Source organism: Streptomyces sp. KL116D (assembly GCF_030766975.1).
Taxonomy (GTDB): Bacteria; Actinomycetota; Actinomycetes; order Streptomycetales; family Streptomycetaceae; genus Streptomyces; species Streptomyces longispororuber_A.
Genome location: NZ_JASERH010000042.1, coordinates 53763 through 71843, shown reverse-complemented (window position 1 = coordinate 71843; position 18081 = coordinate 53763). Strand labels below are relative to the sequence as shown.

The 18081-nt window shown below is 70.3% G+C and carries 9 protein-coding genes and 10 pseudogenes; 12 read left to right on the top strand and 7 right to left on the bottom strand.

The window, feature by feature from the left end; all coding sequences use genetic code 11:
• From RBJ77_RS17530 to RBJ77_RS17520, 3 genes and pseudogenes are all read right to left on the bottom strand, one after another.
• The gene (locus tag RBJ77_RS17530; RefSeq protein WP_372345911.1) at window positions 1-252 is read right to left on the bottom strand and encodes a carboxymuconolactone decarboxylase family protein; all 252 of its coding nucleotides are present in this window, start codon (window positions 250-252) and stop codon (window positions 1-3) included.
• Between the two features lie 29 nt (window positions 253-281).
• A pseudogene (locus RBJ77_RS17525) lies at window positions 282-762 on the bottom strand (carboxymuconolactone decarboxylase family protein).
• Between the two features lie 1993 nt (window positions 763-2755).
• Window positions 2756-3601: pseudogene (locus RBJ77_RS17520) on the bottom strand (hypothetical protein).
• 201 nt (window positions 3602-3802) lie between these two features.
• Here RBJ77_RS17520 and RBJ77_RS17515 point away from each other — a divergent pair.
• The 3 genes and pseudogenes from RBJ77_RS17515 to RBJ77_RS17505 all read left to right on the top strand — a co-directional run bounded on the left by RBJ77_RS17515 (window position 3803) and on the right by RBJ77_RS17505 (window position 5316).
• Window positions 3803-4179, top strand: a pseudogene (locus RBJ77_RS17515) (hypothetical protein).
• Window positions 4176-4673 carry a glutathionylspermidine synthase family protein gene (locus tag RBJ77_RS17510; RefSeq protein WP_372345910.1) on the top strand — a complete coding sequence of 166 codons (498 nt, stop codon included), beginning with the start codon at window positions 4176-4178 and terminating at the stop codon, window positions 4671-4673. The pseudogene RBJ77_RS17515 and the gene RBJ77_RS17510 overlap by 4 nt, the downstream one beginning before the upstream one ends.
• 79 nt (window positions 4674-4752) lie before the next feature.
• Entirely contained in the window at window positions 4753-5316 is a 564-nt protein-coding gene (locus tag RBJ77_RS17505; protein ID WP_372345881.1) for a glutathionylspermidine synthase family protein, read from the top strand.
• A gap of 178 nt (window positions 5317-5494) precedes the next feature.
• Here RBJ77_RS17505 and rocD read toward each other — a convergent pair.
• Window positions 5495-6674 (bottom strand): annotated as a pseudogene (rocD, locus tag RBJ77_RS17500) (ornithine--oxo-acid transaminase).
• A gap of 226 nt (window positions 6675-6900) precedes the next feature.
• On the opposite strand from rocD, the gene RBJ77_RS17495 reads away from it, so the two are divergent.
• From RBJ77_RS17495 to RBJ77_RS17480, 4 genes are all read left to right on the top strand, one after another.
• Entirely contained in the window at window positions 6901-7668 is a 768-nt protein-coding gene (locus RBJ77_RS17495) for a hypothetical protein (protein ID WP_372345880.1), read from the top strand.
• The gene (locus RBJ77_RS17490) at window positions 7575-7895 is read left to right on the top strand and encodes a hypothetical protein (protein WP_372345879.1); all 321 of its coding nucleotides are present in this window, start codon (window positions 7575-7577) and stop codon (window positions 7893-7895) included. The genes RBJ77_RS17495 and RBJ77_RS17490 overlap by 94 nt, the downstream gene beginning before the upstream one ends.
• Window positions 7896-7934: 39 nt before the next feature.
• The gene (locus RBJ77_RS17485; protein WP_372345878.1) at window positions 7935-8069 is read left to right on the top strand and encodes a hypothetical protein; all 135 of its coding nucleotides are present in this window, start codon (window positions 7935-7937) and stop codon (window positions 8067-8069) included.
• Between the two features lie 138 nt (window positions 8070-8207).
• Window positions 8208-8366: a hypothetical protein gene (locus tag RBJ77_RS17480; RefSeq protein ID WP_372345877.1), complete on the top strand. Its 159-nt coding sequence runs from the start codon at window positions 8208-8210 to the stop codon at window positions 8364-8366.
• Window positions 8367-10372: 2006 nt separating this feature from the next.
• On the opposite strand, the gene RBJ77_RS17475 is transcribed toward RBJ77_RS17480, so the two are convergent.
• Window positions 10373-10798: an RNA polymerase sigma factor gene (locus tag RBJ77_RS17475; RefSeq protein WP_372345876.1), complete on the bottom strand. Its 426-nt coding sequence runs from the start codon at window positions 10796-10798 to the stop codon at window positions 10373-10375.
• 327 nt (window positions 10799-11125) lie between these two features.
• Here RBJ77_RS17475 and trpS point away from each other — a divergent pair.
• Both trpS and RBJ77_RS17465 read left to right on the top strand, forming a co-directional pair.
• Window positions 11126-12158: pseudogene (trpS, locus tag RBJ77_RS17470) on the top strand (tryptophan--tRNA ligase).
• Between the two features lie 111 nt (window positions 12159-12269).
• Complete coding sequence (locus RBJ77_RS17465) at window positions 12270-12737, top strand: 2'-5' RNA ligase family protein (RefSeq protein WP_372345909.1); 468 nt, start codon at window positions 12270-12272, stop codon at window positions 12735-12737.
• 142 nt (window positions 12738-12879) lie between these two features.
• Here the strand turns inward: RBJ77_RS17465 and RBJ77_RS17460 are convergent.
• Both RBJ77_RS17460 and RBJ77_RS17455 read right to left on the bottom strand, forming a co-directional pair.
• Window positions 12880-13633, bottom strand: a pseudogene (locus RBJ77_RS17460) (SDR family NAD(P)-dependent oxidoreductase); the annotation flags it as partial.
• A 295-nt stretch (window positions 13634-13928) separates the two neighbouring features.
• A pseudogene (locus RBJ77_RS17455) lies at window positions 13929-15265 on the bottom strand (FAD-binding protein).
• 372 nt (window positions 15266-15637) lie between these two features.
• Here RBJ77_RS17455 and RBJ77_RS17450 point away from each other — a divergent pair.
• From RBJ77_RS17450 to RBJ77_RS17440, 3 pseudogenes are all read left to right on the top strand, one after another.
• Window positions 15638-16158 (top strand): annotated as a pseudogene (locus RBJ77_RS17450) (phosphatase PAP2 family protein).
• 279 nt (window positions 16159-16437) lie between these two features.
• Window positions 16438-17320: pseudogene (locus RBJ77_RS17445) on the top strand (decaprenyl-phosphate phosphoribosyltransferase).
• Between the two features lie 327 nt (window positions 17321-17647).
• Window positions 17648-18064: pseudogene (locus tag RBJ77_RS17440) on the top strand (GtrA family protein).
• Window positions 18065-18081: the final 17 nt, after the last annotated feature.

Here is an 18081-nt window from a genome sequence, read left to right as displayed (position 1 = left end):
TCAGCACGGTCCGCCGGCGTCCGTCAACGCCAGCGCCGCCCGCTCCCGCTCGCTGTGTACAACTCCCGGCCTCGCGCCAGGCATTGAGCAGCGCGATCCGCTTCGCGCTCTCCCATTCTTCTCCACGGCGACGTCGACGTGCATGTCCAGACAGAACGCGCACTCATTGATCTGCGACGCCCGGATCATCACCAGCTCTGCGAGGACCGGATCACCCAGGCCCTTCCTGGCAGCCGCACCGAACGCGACCATCGCGTCCCGAACCTTGGGGTCCAACTGCGTCATCCGCGCGGTCGCCTGAAGTCCCCCGCCTTGTAGTGCCCGGCCACCTTGCGCGTGCTGACCCCGAACCGGTTCCACGCGTTGATCGTCGCGATCGTCGCGATCAACTGGCTCAGCTCCCGCTCGCCGTACACACGCGCGCGCCCGCTCGTACACGTCGTCCGGCACGAACCCGTCCGTGAGCACGGTGACCGCCTCGGTCAGTGCGAGCGCCGCCACCCCCCGCTCCGTGTAGACGTGCTGGGACTCCTCCCACGCGCTGAGCTGGATGATCCGCTCCGCACTCTCTCCGCCGCCAACGCGTCCTTGGAGTGGATGTCCAGGCAGAACGCACAGTGGTTGAGCTGCGAGGCCCGGATGAGCACCAGCTGGTACGTCACCGATCCAGCCCTGACGAGCCGCCGCGTCGAGCCGGACCATCGCCTTGTAGACCTCGGGCGCATGCCGCGCCCAGTCGAGCCGAGGCGTGTGCTCGTGCACGAACCCGGTGCCGGCGGCATCGCGTCGAGCGCGGCGGAGCGGCCGTGGCAGTGGCGGCAGCGGGTGCGGCCGTGCTGCTGGGGGCGGCGGCAGTGGGCGTCGCAGTGGTGGGCGTCGCAGTGGTGGGCGTCGCGCTCGGCGGCCGCGCCGGTCGTCGCGCTGCCCGTCTTCTCGTTCGCTGTGGTCATGCTCGACCCTACGAACGCATTAGCCCAGGGGTATGGTCCATTTCCATGGTGGATTCCTGGGCCACTTCGCCCTCCGGTCAGGCACTCGGTATCGATCTCCACATCGAGCCCACCGGCTCCGGCCTGCGCAAAGGCCTGACCGACGCTCCCTGCGCGAGCCGTCCGCGGCGGACGCCTGGCCCGGGCACCCGGCTCCCCGCCTCGCGCACCCTCGCCGTGGACCTGGGCATCGCCCTGCAACACCGTCGCCGACGCCTACGCCGACCTCGTCGCCGAGGGCTGGCTCACCGCCCGCCAGGGCTCCGGCACCCGGGTGGCCGAACGCCCCGTGGAGGCGCCCACGCCCCACGCCCGCCCCTGGCCGCCGCACCTCGGGTGGCCTGCGCTACGACCTGCACCCCGGCAGACCCTGACCTCGCCTCCTTTCCCCGCGCCGACTGGCTCAAGGCCGCCTCGCCGCGCCCTGACCTCCGCCCCGAACGAAGCCTCTCGGCTACGGCGACCCCCGCGGCCGCCCCGAACTGCGCACCTCCTCGCCGGCTACCTCGCCCGTGCCCGCGGCGTCCACACCGACCCCGACCGCATCGTCATCTGCGCCGGATTCCACCACGGCCTGATGCTGCTCGGCGATGTGCTGTGCCGTCGCGGCGTGCGGAACGTGGCAGTGGAGTCGTGACGGCCTCGACGCTCCACTGGGACGTCCTCACCCGCACAGGCCTGCGCACCCGCCCTCTTCCCTTCGACGAACTGGGCACGGACCCCGGGGCACTGGACGACTGGGGACCGGCACGAGGGGCTCGGTGGGGCAGCCGGGTGGGGCGACGCGCGGGTGGCGGGCGGGCGGCGGGCGTGGGAGCAGCGCTGCTGACGCCCGCCCACCAGTTCCCGATGGGCGTGCCCCTGCACCCCGACCGGCGCGCTGCCGCCGTCGACTGGGCGCCGCACGGGCGGCCTGATCCTGGAGGACGACTACGACGGCGAGTTCCGCTACGACCGCCAACCCGTCGGCGCACTGCAGGGCCTCGACCCCGACCGGTCGTCTACCTCGGTACCGCGAGCAGTCCCTCGCCCCCGGCCTACGCCTCGGGTGGATGGTCCTGCCCGCCGCCCTGACCCAGAAGTGGTCGAGGCCAGGGCAGCATCGACTGTCGTGCGGAGTCTCGACCAGCTCACCCTCGCCGAGTTCCTGAACTCCGGCGCCTACGACCGCCATCTCGCGCGGCGCCCGCCTGCGCTACCGACGTCGCCGCGACCAACTCGTCGCAGCCCTGGCCGAACACGCCCCGGCCGTCCACGCCACCGGCATCGCCGCCGGTCTCCACGCCGTCCTCCAACTCCCCCGGCACCGAACAGTCCGTGGTCCGAGCCGCCGCCTGGCAAGGACTGGGCGTGGCCGGCCTGTCCAGCTTCCGCCACGAGGACACCGCCGCCTCCGACGCCCGGGCCGACGCTTGCGGTGGGTTACGGCACCCACCCGACCACGCCTGGTCCGGTGCACTGGACGCCTTGTGCCGAGTACTGCCCTAGGGCTTGAGGTCTGCCGGTTTGGGCTCGAGACCGTGCCCCGGCCTGAGCTGGACTCTGCCCCTTGGCGTTGGCCCTTGGTGTTCGCCCTGGTGGTGGCCCTTGGTGTTGGCCGTCGGCTTGACCCTTGGCGTTGGCCCTTGGTGTTCGCCCTGGTGGTGGCCCTTGGTGTTGGCCGTCGAGCTTGACCCTTGGCGCTGACTGCCCCTGAGCAGCCACCCGGACGATCTCCTAAGCAGCCACTCGAACGATCTCTCCTAAGCAGCCACCCGAACGCCCCCCTACTCGACCACCCCAACCGACTCCACGCCATCCGCCACCGGCGCCTCCCCGAACCTCGCCAACGCCAGGGCCCCCGCCACAGCCACCACAAACCCCAGCACCGCCAGCCACTCGAACCCCGGTCGCGTCCGGTCCCCGAGCCACACCACCCCGACCAGGGCCGGCCCACGGTCTCCCCGACGACCATCCCTGCCGTCGCCACCGTCACCGATCCACGCTGCAACGCCGACGTCAGCAGCAAGAACGCCGCACCGCCGCACCAACAGCGCATAGGTCGCCGGATCTCGTCAGCAGCTCTCCCGGTGACACGTCGTCGATGAGCCGCACACTCACCTCGACCACTCCGAATCCCAACCCGGCCGAGCCCGAGCGCCACGGGCCCGCCCCGCCCGGGCAGCCGCCCCGCCACGCCGCCGAGCAGCAGCACCCCGGCCGCGACCCCGAGCATCGCGAACCGCAGCGCGTCCGAGCCGGTCCCGTCTCAGCGCCCGACGCCAGCCCCAACATCGCCAGTCCCGCACACACGGTTCCCACCGCGCCCCACTCCGCGCCGGTCAACCGGACCCGCAGCAACCGCGCCGCGACTCACCGCCGTGACCGCCAGACTCGCCGCGAGCGCCGCCCCCACGGCGTAGATGGGAATCGACCGCAACGCGACGACCTGCAGCACGAATCCGAGCCCGTCGAGCCCGAGCCCCACGACATAGCGCCACCGCCGCAGTGCCCTCATCAGCAGAGCCGGGTCCACCCCCGAACCTGTTCCCTGGCTCCGCCGCCCGCGCGGCCATCGCCTGGAGAACGGACGCCGTACCGAAGCAGATCGCCGAGCCGAGCGCACAAATCATTCCAAGAGGCACAAAGCGACTGTAGAGGAAGGGAGTCGGAGGCCGCCCGCGGAGCGGTATGCGTTGCGGCTGCCCACTCTTCTACGCCGACCGCCGACGAACATCTGACGGCGCCGTGGCAGAGGACGACAGGCCACGGCCGAGCAGGAGCCGCCGGCCACACACCCGGCGGTGCCTGCGGTAAACGGGGGAGTTGAACTGATGGCGGAGAAGAGGCGACGCGCTGCGGTCCAGCACGGTCGTGCTCGGCGGCATGGGCGTGCTGGCCACAGCCCTGACGTCCTGTGGATCCGATCCGGACCAGCGCTGTGTGGACCGCGACAGCTACGACGTGGTCAACGGCTGCAAGATCGTCAGCGACCAGTACTGCAAGAACGGTTCCGGTCGAGCACGGTCGGCAAGGGCCGCAAGTCCGGCACCGGAACCGGCGGCAGCGCCGGCAGCACTGAAAGAGCGGCCGGGTCGACGGCGACTGGTACCACGACGCCGACGTCAGCGGCCGATACGCCGACTACGGGACCTTCAGCCGCAGTGAGGCCGTGGACCGCGACGGCTTCGATGCTCGGCTCCGCGGCTGAACCAGCGATGCGCCGCCACACCATTCAGCCCCGCGACGGCTGGCGGCAGACCGTCGAGAGCCAAGGGCTCATCTACCCCCTCACCCGCTACCCGGACGACTCCTGCGCCCGTACTGGGACGAGAGCGCCTACTACGAGTTCACTCTCCCGAGGTCGAGGCCCTGGAGGAGGTCGTCGAGGAACTGCACGAGATGTGCCTGGCCGCGGCCGAGCACCTCGTCACCCACGATCGCCTCACCGACCTCGGCATCACCGATCCACGGCTCGCGTCACTGATCCGTGAGTCCTGGCACCGGCGTGCCGAACTTCCCTCCGTGTACGGCCGGTTCGATCTCCACTACGACGGCCGCACGGGAGCGGCGAAGCTCCTGGAGTACAACGCCGACACCCCCACCTCCCTGGTCGAGGCAGCCAGCCCGCAGTGGTTCTGGATGGAGGAGCGCTTCCCGGTGCCGATCAGTGAACTCCTTCACGAACGGCTGATCGACGCCTGAAGAAGCGGCGGCGCTCCTGCCGCCGGGCAGCCCTCTACTACTCGCCCACTCGGCCGGCGATGAACTCGGCGAGGACCTGATGACCGTCGCCTATCTGCGGGAGACCGCGGAGCAGGCCGGGCTGGAGACGGACTCCATCTCCATGGAGGACATCGGCTGGGACCGGCTCTCGGGCCGTTTCGTCGACAAGAAGCTCCGCTTCATCCGCAGCTGCTTCAAGCTCTACCCTGGGAATGGCTCACCACCGACCGCTTCGCCCCGCACGTGCTGGGCACCTCGACAACGGCGGCGGCACCGGCACCACTCTCTGATCGAGCCCGCCTGGAAGATGCTGCTGTCCAACAAGGCGCTGCTCGCGGTGCTGTGGGAACTCTTCCCCGGCCATCCGAACCTCCTTCCCGCCTACCTGACGGCCCGCGTGAACTCGCCGGCACCACGGGGTACGTCGCCAAAGCCTCTGCTGGGCGCGCGCGCCGGCGTCACCATTCACGAAGCGGCCGCAACACCGACCGACCTCCCGGCTCGTGAAGAAGCCTGCTGCTACCAGGAGTTGAGGCCCTGCCCGACTTCGACGGCAGCCGCCGAGTCGTGCTCGGCGCGTGGGTCGTCGAGAACGAAGCGGCCGGCCTCGGCATCCACGTGAGCCCGCGGATCTGATCGCGGACGAGTACGCCCGCTTCCTGCCCCACGTCATCCTCTTTCAGCGCCCGGCCGGGCCCGGACCGATCGATTCCGGGCCCGGCCGCGGCGCCCACGGTGCCGCGGGACGTCATCACTCTTCAGGTGTCAAGGAACTCTCGGATGTCTCCGGGCGCTGCCGTTCATGCGCCGAGTACCGCGCGGAGCTGGTCGAGCCCCAGTCCAGATCCTCCTTACTGATCACCAGGGGTGCGATCCGGATCGTGGAGCCATGGGTGTCACTTCACGAGCACACCCCGGTCCATCAACTTCTCCGAGATCTCCCGCCCGTCCCGTACGCCGGATCGATGTCGACGCCCGCCCACAGGCCGCGCCCCCGTACCTCCGTGTGACCCTGCCGGTGCCGGTCAACAGCCCCAGTTCCGCGTGCAGATGCTCGCCCAGCTCCGTCGCCCGCTGCTGGAACTCACCCGTGCGCAGCATCGCGATCACCTCCAGGGCCACCGCGCACGCCAGCGGATTGCGCCGCCGAACGTCGACCCGTGCTCGCCCGGCCGGAACACGCCCAGCACTGCCTTGCTCGACACCACCGCCGACACCGGAACGACACCACCACCGAGCGCCTTGCCCAGCACGTACATGTCGGGCACGACACCCTCGTGCTCGCAGGCGAACGTCGCGCCGTCCGTCCGAGACCCGACTGGATCTCGTCCGCGATGAACAGCACCTCACGCTCGCGCGTCAGCTCACGGACGGCCCCCAGATACCCGGCCGGTGGAACGAGGACCCCCGCCTCTCCCTGGATCGGTTCCAGGAGCACTGCCACGGTGTCCTCGGTGACCGCCTCCCGAAGCGCCGCCAGGTCCCCGTACGGGACGATGTCGAACCCGGTGTGTACGGCCCGGTCCGCCCGCGCCTCCGGGTCCGTGGAGAAAGGACGATCGTCGTCGGTGCGGCCGTGGAGTTGTCCGCGGCGACCACGATCCGGGCCCTGCCGTCCGGCGCCTTGACCCGGTACCCCCACTTCCGGGCGGTCTTCACGGCGGTCTCCACCGCTTCCGCCCCCGTGTTCATCGGCAGCACCATCTCCATGCCGCACAGCTCGGCGAGCTCCGTACAGAACTCGGCGAACCGGTCGTGATGGAACGCCCTCGACGTCAGGGTGACCCGCTCCAGCTGGGCCTTGGCCGCTTCGATCAGCCGCCGGTTCCCGTGGCCGAAGTTCAGCGCGGAGTATCCGGCGAGCATGTCGAGATAGCGGCGCCCCTCGACGTCCGTCATCCATGCGCCGTCCGCCGTGGCGACGACGATGGGTAGCGGATGGTAGTTGTGCGCACTGTGCTCGTCGGAGGAGCGGATCAGGCTCTCCGTAGCGGTGCGGTCCCCGGTTGCGGGAGAAGAGAGTCACAGAAGTCACGGGATCTCCGTTCTTACGGCTCTGTGAGCCTTGCGGCTCTTACGGCGCAGAGAGACGGGTTTGTGGCCCTTTCTATCTACGTCGCTCGCACATCCTGGACGTGGAAACCTCGCGCACCAAAGGCGCGCCCGGTACTAGTGATCCCAGGGCCGTGATGACTGGCGCGCTTGGATGGGACCGACCATCGGGGAGCGGCTCGTGAACTGTGTGCCGTGCGCCTGGGCCGAACCGTGCACGGCGCCCCTTGTGTCCGACATCGCTCAGTTGACGAGAACGTCCCGGAGGTCCGTCATGACAGAGCCCACCCCACTTCTTCCTCGCTGTCCACCGAGTCCGTGGCCTTCCGCAGCGCCCTCGACGTCATTCGGGGCGTGGAGCGGGTCGCGGACGCCATCGGCCAGGAGATCGCCGACCCGGCGCGAAATGCTCAAGCTGATCGCTTCCGAGAACTACGCCTCTCCGGCCACCCTGCTGACGATGGGCGAACTGGTTCCGGCGACAAGTACGCCGAGGGCACCGATCGGCCGCCGCTTCTACGCCGGCTGCCGCAACGTCGACACCGTCGAGGCGCTGGCCGCCGAGCACGCCCGCGAGCTCTTCGGTGCCCAGCACGCTACGTCCAGCCGCACTCGGGATCGACGCCAACCTCGTCGCCTTCTGGGCCGTCTCGCCGACCGTGTCGAGGCACCCGCCCTGGAACGGGCGGTGTCCGCAGCGTCAACGACCTGTCGGACGCCGACTGGGCAGAGCTGCGTCGAGGCCTTCGGCAACCAGCGCATGCTCGGCATGTCCCTGGACGCCGGCGGCCACCTCACCCACGGCTGCCGGCCCAACATCTCCGGCAGATGTTCGACCAGCGCAGCTATGGCACCGACCCGGCCACCGCAGCTCGACGCTACGAGGCCCTGCGCGCCACGGCCCGCGAGTTCAAGCCGCTGATCATCGTCGCCGGATGCTCGCCTACCCCCGATCAGCGTGAACTACGCATCATGCGGGAGATCGCCGGCCGAGTCGGCGCGACGCTGATGGTCGACATGGCGCACTTCGCAGGTCTACCGTCGCCGGCAAGGTCCTCACCGGTGACTTCGACCCGGTGCCGCACGCGCGAAGATCGTCACCACGGCCACGCAAGTCGCTGCGCGGCCCGCGTGGCGGCATGGTCCTGATGCGACGACTCGCTCGCCGCCCAGGTCGACCGCTGCCCGATGGTGCTGGGCGGCCCGCTGCCGCACGTCATGGCGGCCAAGGCCGTCGCCCTCGCGGAGGCCCGCCGTCCCGACTTCCGCGAGTACGCCCAGGCCGTCGTCGACAACGCCCGCTGCGCTTGCCGAAGAGCCTGATCCGACGCGGTGCCACGCTGGTCACCGGCGGTCGCGGACCAGCCACCTCAATCAGATCGATGTCGCCACCTCCTACGGATCTGACCGGCCGCCGGCCGAGTCCGCGCTTCTTGATTCCGGCATCGTCACGCAACCGCAATGTCCGTTCCGGCCGACCCGAACGGCGCCTGGTACACCTCCGGCATTCGCATCGGCGCCGCCCTGACCACGCGTGGCCTGGGCACGGCCGAGATGGACGAGATCGCGGCCCTGATCGATCGAGGTCCTCACTGCCGCCGAGCCCGGCACCACCAGTAAGGGCGCCCCGTCAAGGCCCAGCACGTGCTGGAGCCCAAGATCTCCGACGAGGTCTCGCGGCGCTGCCTGACCTGCTGACCGGCTTCCCCCTCTACCCGGGCGTCGACCTCAGCTGAACCAGTCCGCTGCCTCCTGCCAGGTCACTCCCGGCGGGAGGCGGCGGTGCTTTTTCACTGCGGCGTCTGCGGGCGGCGGACCCGCTCACACCGGGCTGTCGCTGTGTCCCGTGGTTCACTGGCGCGGTCCGGTGTCCTTGTGCTGTCGTATCGAGGCCACGGTCTGCGGAGAGACGAGATCACCAGGGGCCGCTAGCGCAGCTTAGGCCATGGCTGCGGCGCAGTCGAGCGCCGCCCACCGCACCAGTCGCGTGTCCCCACTCTGTGTCGTGGCTGCCGAGGGAAGCAGCGGGAGAGGCCGTCTCCTGGTCCGGAGTTCTGGTCCGGGTCCGCGGGGAATATGGGCGCCGCGCACTCCGTCGGACTTCTTACCCATGACCCCGAGCTTGCGCAGCAGAGGCCCGCAGGGCGGCCGGCTGCTCCGCCTTGTGCCAGTGGCCGGTCGACGACTCGGCGCATGTCGGTGGACGATGTGTATCCGGACTTCCTTGCTGCCCGGGGTGTCCGGGTAGACACGGTCCAATCGCCATGGCTGCACGTCGTGGATCATCCATGTCACGTTCAGCTGGCGCGCTCCGACGGCGAGTCCGGGCGGCGGCTCTTCCTTCTGATCCGGCCGGCCGAGCGGCTGGTCAGCCGGCCGTACTCCTTGTCGCTGACAGTAGAGAGCCGCGCTCTCCCGCGAAACTCTCCGGCGATACGACCAGGACGCTCGTCGGCCCGCCGATAGCCGACGCCTGTGAGCGCGCAACAAGATCGCATGGCGAGTGCGGCCGCGGGCGCCAGTGACCAGCGCGGACGGTCTCCTAGCCGTGTGCATCAGAGACCGCCGATCCGCCGGCGCGGCTCGCGCCGGTTCACTTCTGGTACACCGCTCGGGCCGCCCAGGTTCCCGATTCGCCCCGACCACTTTTTAGAAGCCACGGGGACTTTCGCCGGTGCCGAGACGGTCAGGGCAGGTTCCGCGGACAGAGCCGGAGAAACAGTCCCGGGGCGGGTGGCGACAGAAATGAAGCAGGGACTGCCTGGTGCTCGACAGTGCTCGACACGCGCCCGGACTTCGCGATCTTCAAAGCTTCCGACCGGGACGTGACGCCTTCCAGACGCAGCGTGAGCTGCTCGCCGCGCGACGTCCACAGCAACGTCGGACCGGCGACGCGCTCCGACCTGTCCCACCGCCGCCGCCCCCGTCCAGCATCAGAAGCTCGGCCGATGCTCGCGGGCGAACCACAGCCCCGTCTCCTGGCCCACACGGGAGACCCAATCGAGGCTGCACCGGAACCGTCTTGGCGAAGAAGCCGATGTCGAGCCGCGCGGGAAACTCGTCGAGCCGTGTCGTCCGCCGTCCCGCCAGCGCAGAGTGAGCAGAGTGCGGTCGCCCGGCTCCCGGGTGACCGTGATCCCGTCGGCGGCCCCAGCCGGTGCGGACCAGCGGTTCGAAACCGGCCCGGCGCACGGCCTGCTCCCGGGACAGGCACGCCGAAACAGCCAGGAACGTGAGCGCCGGACGAAGGCGTGGCCGACGGGTCGTAGCGCACCTCGGCCCGCCGAGACCCGAACCAATCCGCGACGGCCGCACCGCCGCACGGAGGCGTGAACACGGCGATCGCCGCCACTCCACAGAGCGTGGCCGTGAGCATCCGCCACCGTCTGCGGGCCCACCGTCAGAAGCCGACGCGTATGAGCGCGCGCGCGAGGCGCGGCTCGACGGCGAGGCGTGGCGACGCGCTCGGAGATGATCTGCGCCAGGACGCGCTCCGCCATGGTCTCGCCCGCGCCGTCCGGACCTTCCATCAGCATGCGGCCCAGGGCACGCAGCTCCTCGGGCAGTCCCTGCCGTCATCGCGTCGACTCGCCCATGCTCGTCACCTCCCTCCCGAAGCCGCGACGTCATCGTCGGGGCTGCTCGTGCGCTGTCGGCAGCAACTGCCGAGCTTGCGCGGCGCGCGGTTGAGCCGGGATTTGACCGTGCCCCGAGGCCAGCCCAGCGCCTGCGCGGTCTCCACCTCCTCCATCTCCAGCGAGATGGCGGTAGGTGACGACGAGCGTGAGTCCTCGCTCAGCAGCTCCAGCGCAGCGCGAGCTCGGTCGGCGCTCTCCTCTGAGTGCCGCGACCGCGGGTCGGCCGACTCCGGTAGTCAGCGGCTCGGCCTCGGCCAAGGCGGCCTCCCGGTCGGCGACGGAACGCTGCCGACCCGCCGATCTCACTGTGTTCCTCGTCTCATTGGCGACGATCGTGAGCAGCCACGGCTTGAACGCCGAGCCGTCCTTGAACCGCCCCAAGCTGCGATACGCCTTGAAGAAGGACTGCTGCACGACATCTTCCGCGTCCGCCCCCGCGCCCAGCGCTCTGGCTGCCCGCAGGGCGATCCCGGTGAGGCGCAGAGCACTCCGCGGCACGCCTCCGGCTCTCCGGCGCGCACGCGGGCGATCACCGCGCCTCGTCGACGACGTGGCTCCAGGACTTCTGTGTCCTCCCACTCTTTGATACACCGGCCGACGAGGGATCGGTTCCCACCCGTCACGCCCGAGTTCTCAGCAGACCGTCACGCCCAGGCCCGTGATATCGCCCATCGGTTCCGCACTTGTCGTGCACGCAAGTGCCCTACACCCGTCCCCAAGCAGCGAGAGACACCTGAGAGAATGAGGACATGGCTCTCTGATCGTCCTCGCGTGCTCTCTCCCGGAATCCAGCCCACCGCAGGCTCGTTCCACTCGGCAGCTACTCTTGGTGCGGTCCGCCAGTGGGTGGCACTGCAGGAATCCCATGACGCCTTCTACATGGTTGTGGACCTGCACGCGATCACCGTTCCGCAGGACCCCGCCGAGCTGCGCGCGAACACCCGGCTCGCAGCCGCCAGCTCCCTGGCCGCGGGCTGGACCCGGACCGGTGCACCCTCTTCGTGCAGAGCCACGTCCCCGAGCACGCTCAGCTCGCCTGGTCGCGAAGACTGCCTCACAGCGGCTTCGGCGAGGCGAGCCGCATGACGCAGTTCAAGGACAAGTCCGCCAAGCAGGGCGCCGACCGCGCCCACCGTCGGCCTCGTTCGCGTGCCCGATCCTGCAGGTCGCGGACATCCTGCTGTACCAGGCCAGACGCAGGTCCCGGTCGGCGAGGACCAGCGCCAGCACATCGAGCTGACCCGCGACCTGGCGACGCGCTTCAACGGCCGCTTCGGCGACACCTTCACGCTCCCGGCGCCGTACATCCTGAAGAGACGGCGAAGATCTACGACCTTCAGGACCCGTCGATCAAGATGAGCAAGTCGGCGTCGACGCCGAAGGGGCCTCATCAACCTGCTCGACGAGCGCAAGACCACCGCCAAGAAGGTCAAGAGCGCGGTCACCGACACCGACACCGTGATCCGCTTTACGACGCGGCGAGACAAGCCCGGTGTCAGCAACCTGCTCACCATCTACTCCACCCTCACCGGCACCGGTATCCCGGAACTGGACGCAGAAGTACGAGGGCAAGATGTACGGTGCGCTCAAGACGGACCTGGCCGAGGTCATGGTCGACTTCGTGACGCCGTTCGGACCCGCACGCAGGAGTACCTGGACGACGGAGACGCTCGACTCGATCCTGGCCAAGGGCGCGGAGAAGGCGCGGGCCGTCGCCGCCGAGACGCTGTCCCAGGCGTACGAGAAGGTCGGCTTCCTGCCCGCCAAGCACTGAGCCCGCACCAGTCGCACGTCCCGCCCGCATGCCCACTACACGACGACAGGAGTACGACGTGGGGACCGTAACGATCGGCGTTTCGATCGCGGTCCCGAGCCTCACGGCAGCCTGCTCCAGGAGCGGCGTGCGGGCTTCGGCGACGCCGCGGCGCGCGGCATTCCCACGCACATCACGCTGCTCCCGCCGACCGAGGTGGACGGCGGGAGTCTGCCGGCGATCGAGGCACACCTGGCGGAGGTCGCCGCGTCCGGGCGCCTCTTCGCGATGCGTCTGTCCGGTACGGGAACCTTCCGCCCGCTGTCGCCCGTCGTGTTCGTGCAGGTCGTCGAGGGTGCCGAGGAGCCTGCACATGGCTCCAGAAGCGAGTACGTGACGCTTCCGGGCCGGTCGCCCGGAGCTGCAGTTCCCGTACCACCCCACGTCACGGTGGCGCACGGCATCGCGGAAGAGGCGATGGACCGTGCCTTCGAGGAGCTCGCCGACTACGAAGCAGCGTGGCCGTGCACGGAGCTTCGCCCTGTACGAGCAGGGCGCGGACGGGGTCTGGCGGAGGCTGCGGGACTTCACCTTCGGTAAGCCCGCGCTCCCCGCCCAGTCCCGACCGCTCGGCCCGAGGGCGCCGCCTGCCCGCCGGCTGATCAGGCCCGGCGAGCGGCACCGGCCACGACGGCACGCGACCGGCCCCGTACGCCGTGGCGCGCAGCTTCTGGACGATGCAGACCGGAAGCCGACGGAACACCGGCCGCGGTACATGCCGCAGTGCCGACATCACCACCCGCAGCGTCCCGGCACCCACGCCGTCTCCGGCGGCGCCGCAGCCCGTCTCGATGGCCTGCGCGACCGCTCTCGGCGTCGTCGCCATCGGGGCCTCCGCCAGGCCCGCCGTCATCTTCGACCGCACGACAGGCCGGGCGCACCACCATGACGTGCACGCCCGTGCCGTGCAGTGCGTCTCAGAGCCCTGGGCGAAGGCGTCGAGACCGGCCTTGCTCGATCCGTAGATGAAGTTGGCGCGGCGGGCGCGTTCGCCCTGCCACCGACGAGAGCACGACCAGCGAACCGTGCCCCTGCGCCTGCAGCGCCGGGCGCGAGACCAGTCCCGCCGAGACGGCGCCCGTGGAGTTGGTCTGCGCGACGCGGCGGCCGGCATCGGCTCGCCCTCGTCGCGGGCACTGGTGCGCCGAGGAGTGCCGAAGGCGCAGGACCATGTCGATGCTCGCCCTCGGCGAAGACCTTGCCGCAGGGTCTGCCTCGATGCGACTCCGGTCAGCGCGTCGAACCGGACGGTGCGCGCGTCAGCGCCAGCTCGCGCAGCTGCGCCGCACGCACTGTCGAGCGCCGGCGAGGGCGTCCACGCAAGCCGAGACGGTGCGGGTGCGCCGGGCGACGAGGCGGCGGGCCGTCGCGAGCGCGATCTCGGATGTGCCGCCGAGGATGAGCAGGGACTGCGGGGTGCCGAAGGCGTCCTTCATGAGAACCAGACTCCAATGGGGCGGGGCCGATGGGCGACGCGTCGGCGCCGGTGCCGGCCGCGCGTGCCGGACTGCGGAAATTCGAGGGCCGGATCGGGAACCCGGTCGGCGAGCGGTGTATCAGAAGTGACAGCAGCGCGCGAGTGGCCGGCCTGGGCGCGGGAAAGCCAAGTGAGCGTGCGGGAAAGGGAGTTGATGGACGCTGAGCGGTCCGGTCGGCGTGGGAGCACGGAGTCAGTGCGAGGGCGCTCGCTCGCGTCTGCGGTGCAGGGGACACGCGGGTGCGCGCCGTCGTTCACAGACTCAGTCGGCGAGACAGGTCCGAGCAGAACACGCCGTGCGGATCCAGTCGCGCCCGCACGAGCGGAAGTCGTCCAGTCGCGGATACATGGCGGACAGCAGGTCGGGCGGAGCCGGAGTCCTGGCAGAGATAGATACGCCCGTCCGCAGCGGCCACCTCCTCGTCGAGTTCGTCGAGGACACGCTGAGCCCCGGCAGGTTCGCGGGATGTCGAGGGCGAGCGTCCAGCCGGCAGCATGTGGAAAGGACAGCCAGCCCGGATCGCCGTCGCCGAAGCGCTTGAGCACGGCGAGGAAGGAGGGGCAGCCGCGCTCCGAGATGCGCTGCACGATGCGGCGAAGAGCTGTCTCCTGTCCGTACCCGACGACGAACTGGTACTGCACGAATCCACTGCGCCCGTAGATGCGATTCCAGTGCGGGACTCCGTCGAGAGGGTGGAAGAACGTCGACAGCTTCTGGATCTCGCCGACCCGGGCCTTGGGCGCCTCGGTACCACAGCTCGTTGAACGGCCGACGGTCGTGCGGCCCAGCAGCCCTTCGGGCAGGAACGAGGGGCGGCGGGCAGTTGGCCCGGGCGGAAGGCGAGCGGGGATCGGCGTGCTCGGATGGGCAGCGCTTCGAGGGGCGCGTGATCGCCGCGGGTCAGTACCGAGCGGCCCATCGCGGCTCCGCGGGCCAGCAGGTCGATCCAGGCGACCGAATAGCGGTAGCGGTGGTCGGTGGCGGTGAGGCGGGCCATCAAGTCGTCGAGGTCCGAGGCCCGTTCGGTGTCGACGGACATCAGTGAGGTCTCGACGCGCTGCAACTGGATGCTCGCCGTGAGGATGACCCCGGTCAGGCCCATACCGCCGGCCGTGGCGTCGAAGAGTTCGGTGCCGCGTTCCACGACACGGACTTCTCCGTCCGCCGTGAGGAGTTCCAGGGCGAGGACGTGGCGGGCGAAGGAGCCCGAGACGTGGTGGTTCTTGCCGTGGATGTCGGCGCCGATCGCGCCGCCGACTGTGACGTAGCGAGTTCCCGGGGTCACCGGGACGAACCAGCCGAGAGGGAGGAGGACTTCCATCAGCCGGTGCAGTGAGACACCCGCATCGCATCAGCACGGTGCCGCCGTCGGCGTCGATGGCGTGGATCCGGTTGAGGTCCGTCATGTCGAGGACCGCGCCGCCAGCGTTCTGAGCGGCGTCGCCATGAGCCCGGCCCAGGCCGCGTGCGATCCCGCCGCGTCGGCCGGGCGCGGCACACTCGGACGGCCGCGACGGTCTCCTCGTACGAGCGGGGACGCACGAGGTGCGCGGACGTGGGCGCGGTGCGGCCCCAGCCGGTGACCGGCACCGAGTCATAGCCAGGATGCGGCGCGGGGAGCGCTGCCGTGGCGCGGGCCTCGGCCGGCGAGGTGGCGGACGAGGGTGTGGCCGCGGCTGCCGGGACGGGAATAGCGCCGCAGGGGAGATGGCGGTGGCGTCGCGGGCGTGGTTGAGGAGTTGGGCGCCGATACGGGGTGTGGGACCGGACTGAGGCGCGGCGACAGGCGCGGGGCACGGAAGCGGGGGTGGATACAGGGTCGGCAGCCATGTGCGCGACGGTATCGCCACAAGAAGGGAGGTTCGTCCTAAACCTAGCGATCCCTCACCGAAATGGGTGATTGATGGGGTGTCACCCTAAATTGCCCAAGATGTAGGTGTTTTGGGATTCAGAGTGAGCCACATGGACGACATGGACCGCCGATTGCTGTCGGCACTGCGCGACTGTGGCACCGACCGGCGCGTGGCGACAGCCGCACGTGCACTGTCCTGGGCCGGCGAGCACGGCGCCCTGTGGCTGGTCGCCGGCCTTGTGGGGCGCGCGCGGCCGACCGCGAGCGGCGTGGTGCCTGGCTGCGTGGCACGGCCCTCACCGCGGGGGCGCATCTGGCCAGCATGGGCGTCAAGCGTGTGGTGCGCAGACCAAGACCGGGGGCGGAGATCGGTGTCGAGCCGTTGGTGAGGACTGCGGGGAAGCACTCGTTCCCGAGTTCGCATGCGACCTCGGCGGCCGCGGCGGCAGTGGCCTACGGAGCGCTGCGGCCGGTGGGGGCGCGGCTGGTGCCGCCGTTGGCCGCCGCGATGTGTGTCTGCGCGATGGTCGTCGGGTGCACTACCCCTCCGATGTCGCGGCAGGGGCGGCGTTGAGGCGCGCTCACCGCACGGCTGGGCGCGCGGTGGATGACCGGGGGTGCCGGGCGGTGACCGAGCGCATGGAGAGGGCTGAGCAGCGTCGGAGTGGCGCAGAAGTCGCTGAAGCCGCAGGTGTCGCCGAAGTCGCTGAAGGGTCGACAAGTTGAGCGCGGTCGGGGCGCTTAGCGGTGGGCGGGACGGAGCGCGGGACGTGGGAAGGTGAGGACGGGATGGCAGGCGGGAGCGGAGCGCGGTTGGTCGAGGGCGGCACGGGTCGGTGGGACGGCCACGGCGAGTTCTGGAGCGACCCCGAGATCCGGCGCAGGCAGTGAGACGGACGACGTCGGTCGGCTGGCCGCAGGGCTGTTCAGGACGGCACGGCCGCGCCAGTGGGTGAAGAACGTCCTCGTGGTGGCGGCGCCTGCGGCGGCGGGCAACTGTTCGCACGGCACGCGCTGGTTCAACTGGCTCTTGTCTTCGTGCTGTTCACGGCGGCCGCTTCGGCGGTGTACCTGATCAACGACGCGCGGGACGCCGAGGCCGACCGGGCGCACCCGGTGAAGCGGAACAGGCCGGTGGCTGCCGGGCAGGTGCCCGTGGCGGTCGCCTACATGGTCGGGGAGCCCTGGCCTTCCTGGCAGCCGGCTGCCGCGGCGGTGCTGTGCAATCCGGCGACGGCCGCGCTGTTGACGGCCTATGTCGGCGTGCAACTGGCGTACTGCATCAGCCTCAAGCACGTGCTCGTCGTCGACACATGGTCGTGGTGACCACCGGATTCCTGATGAGAGCCATGATCGGCGGAGACTTGCGCTGATTCCGTTGTCGCGCGCTGGTTCCTGATCACGCGGGATTCGGGGCGCCGCTCATGGTGTCCGCCAAGCGGCACTCGCGCCGTGCAGATGGCAGAAAGCGCGCGCCACGCGGGCGCTGCTCACCGAGTACATCGACGAGGGCCATCTGCGTTTCGTGATGGCAGCTCTGCGGCCGGGGTCGCCGTGCTCGCGTACTGCGTGTGGGCGATGGAGGAGGGGGTGTGGCGCGGAGCAGCCTGTTGCCGTGGCGGCAGTTGTCGGTGGTGGCCTTCATCCACTCGCGGTGCTTTGAGACAGCCGCGGTCTTCGCCGACCGGGGCACGGCGAGCCGGAGGACGTGGCGCTGCGGGACCGGGCTCTGGCGGTGATCGGCCTGGTGTGGCTTCTGGCAGGTGTACGGGCTCGCGGTCGCCGACTGGTGAGAGCGGCGAGCGCTGTTGTGCGGGAAGCCGAGGCAGAAGAACGGTGAGGTCGGCGAGAGAGCGCCGAGGAGGTGGACGAGGTGGGCGAGAGGTCGACGAGGTGGAGATGGCGGCCGGGACAGGTGGAGGCACAGGTGGATGCCCAGGTGGAGGCGCAGTTGAGGGGCAACGCCGAGGCTCGGGCGAGTGGACCGGGCGGAGGCGGAGGCAGAGGTGAGAGAGCAGGGTTGACGGCAGGCGCGCAGGAGCCGAGGCCGAGGCTGGGGTGGATGGTGAGGTGGTGGGAGAGAGCGTTGGGGCCGGGTGTGGGTGGCGCGGTTGCGGGGGATGGGGCCTGAGTTGTTGGGGTTCGCGGCGGCGTCTGTGCCTATGCGGCGTGGACCTGGGCTGCTCCTCGTGTGGCCGCGGGGGCCGGTGGGGATGGACCCGCTGTCGGCCAAGAGCGCTGTCGTTCGTGGCCGGTTGCTCGGTGGCGTATGCGGGGAACGCGCTCGGGGACGTACCGCAGAAAGACTGCGTCTCCCGGCTCCGCCAATACGGGGTGTTCTTCGCGGTGAATGTGGCGGGGGCGCTGGTGCAGCTGCTGTGCATTGCGGTGTCGCACTACGGGCTCGGACTCACCTCACCCCGGCGGACACGATTTCGGGAGGCGGAGTGGGGATGGCACTGGCGACGGTGCTGCGGTTCTGGGGTACTCGAACCCTGGTCTTCGGAGCGCGGCGGCCCGGCGAGGGCGCGGGCTGAGGTGCGTGGGACCGGAA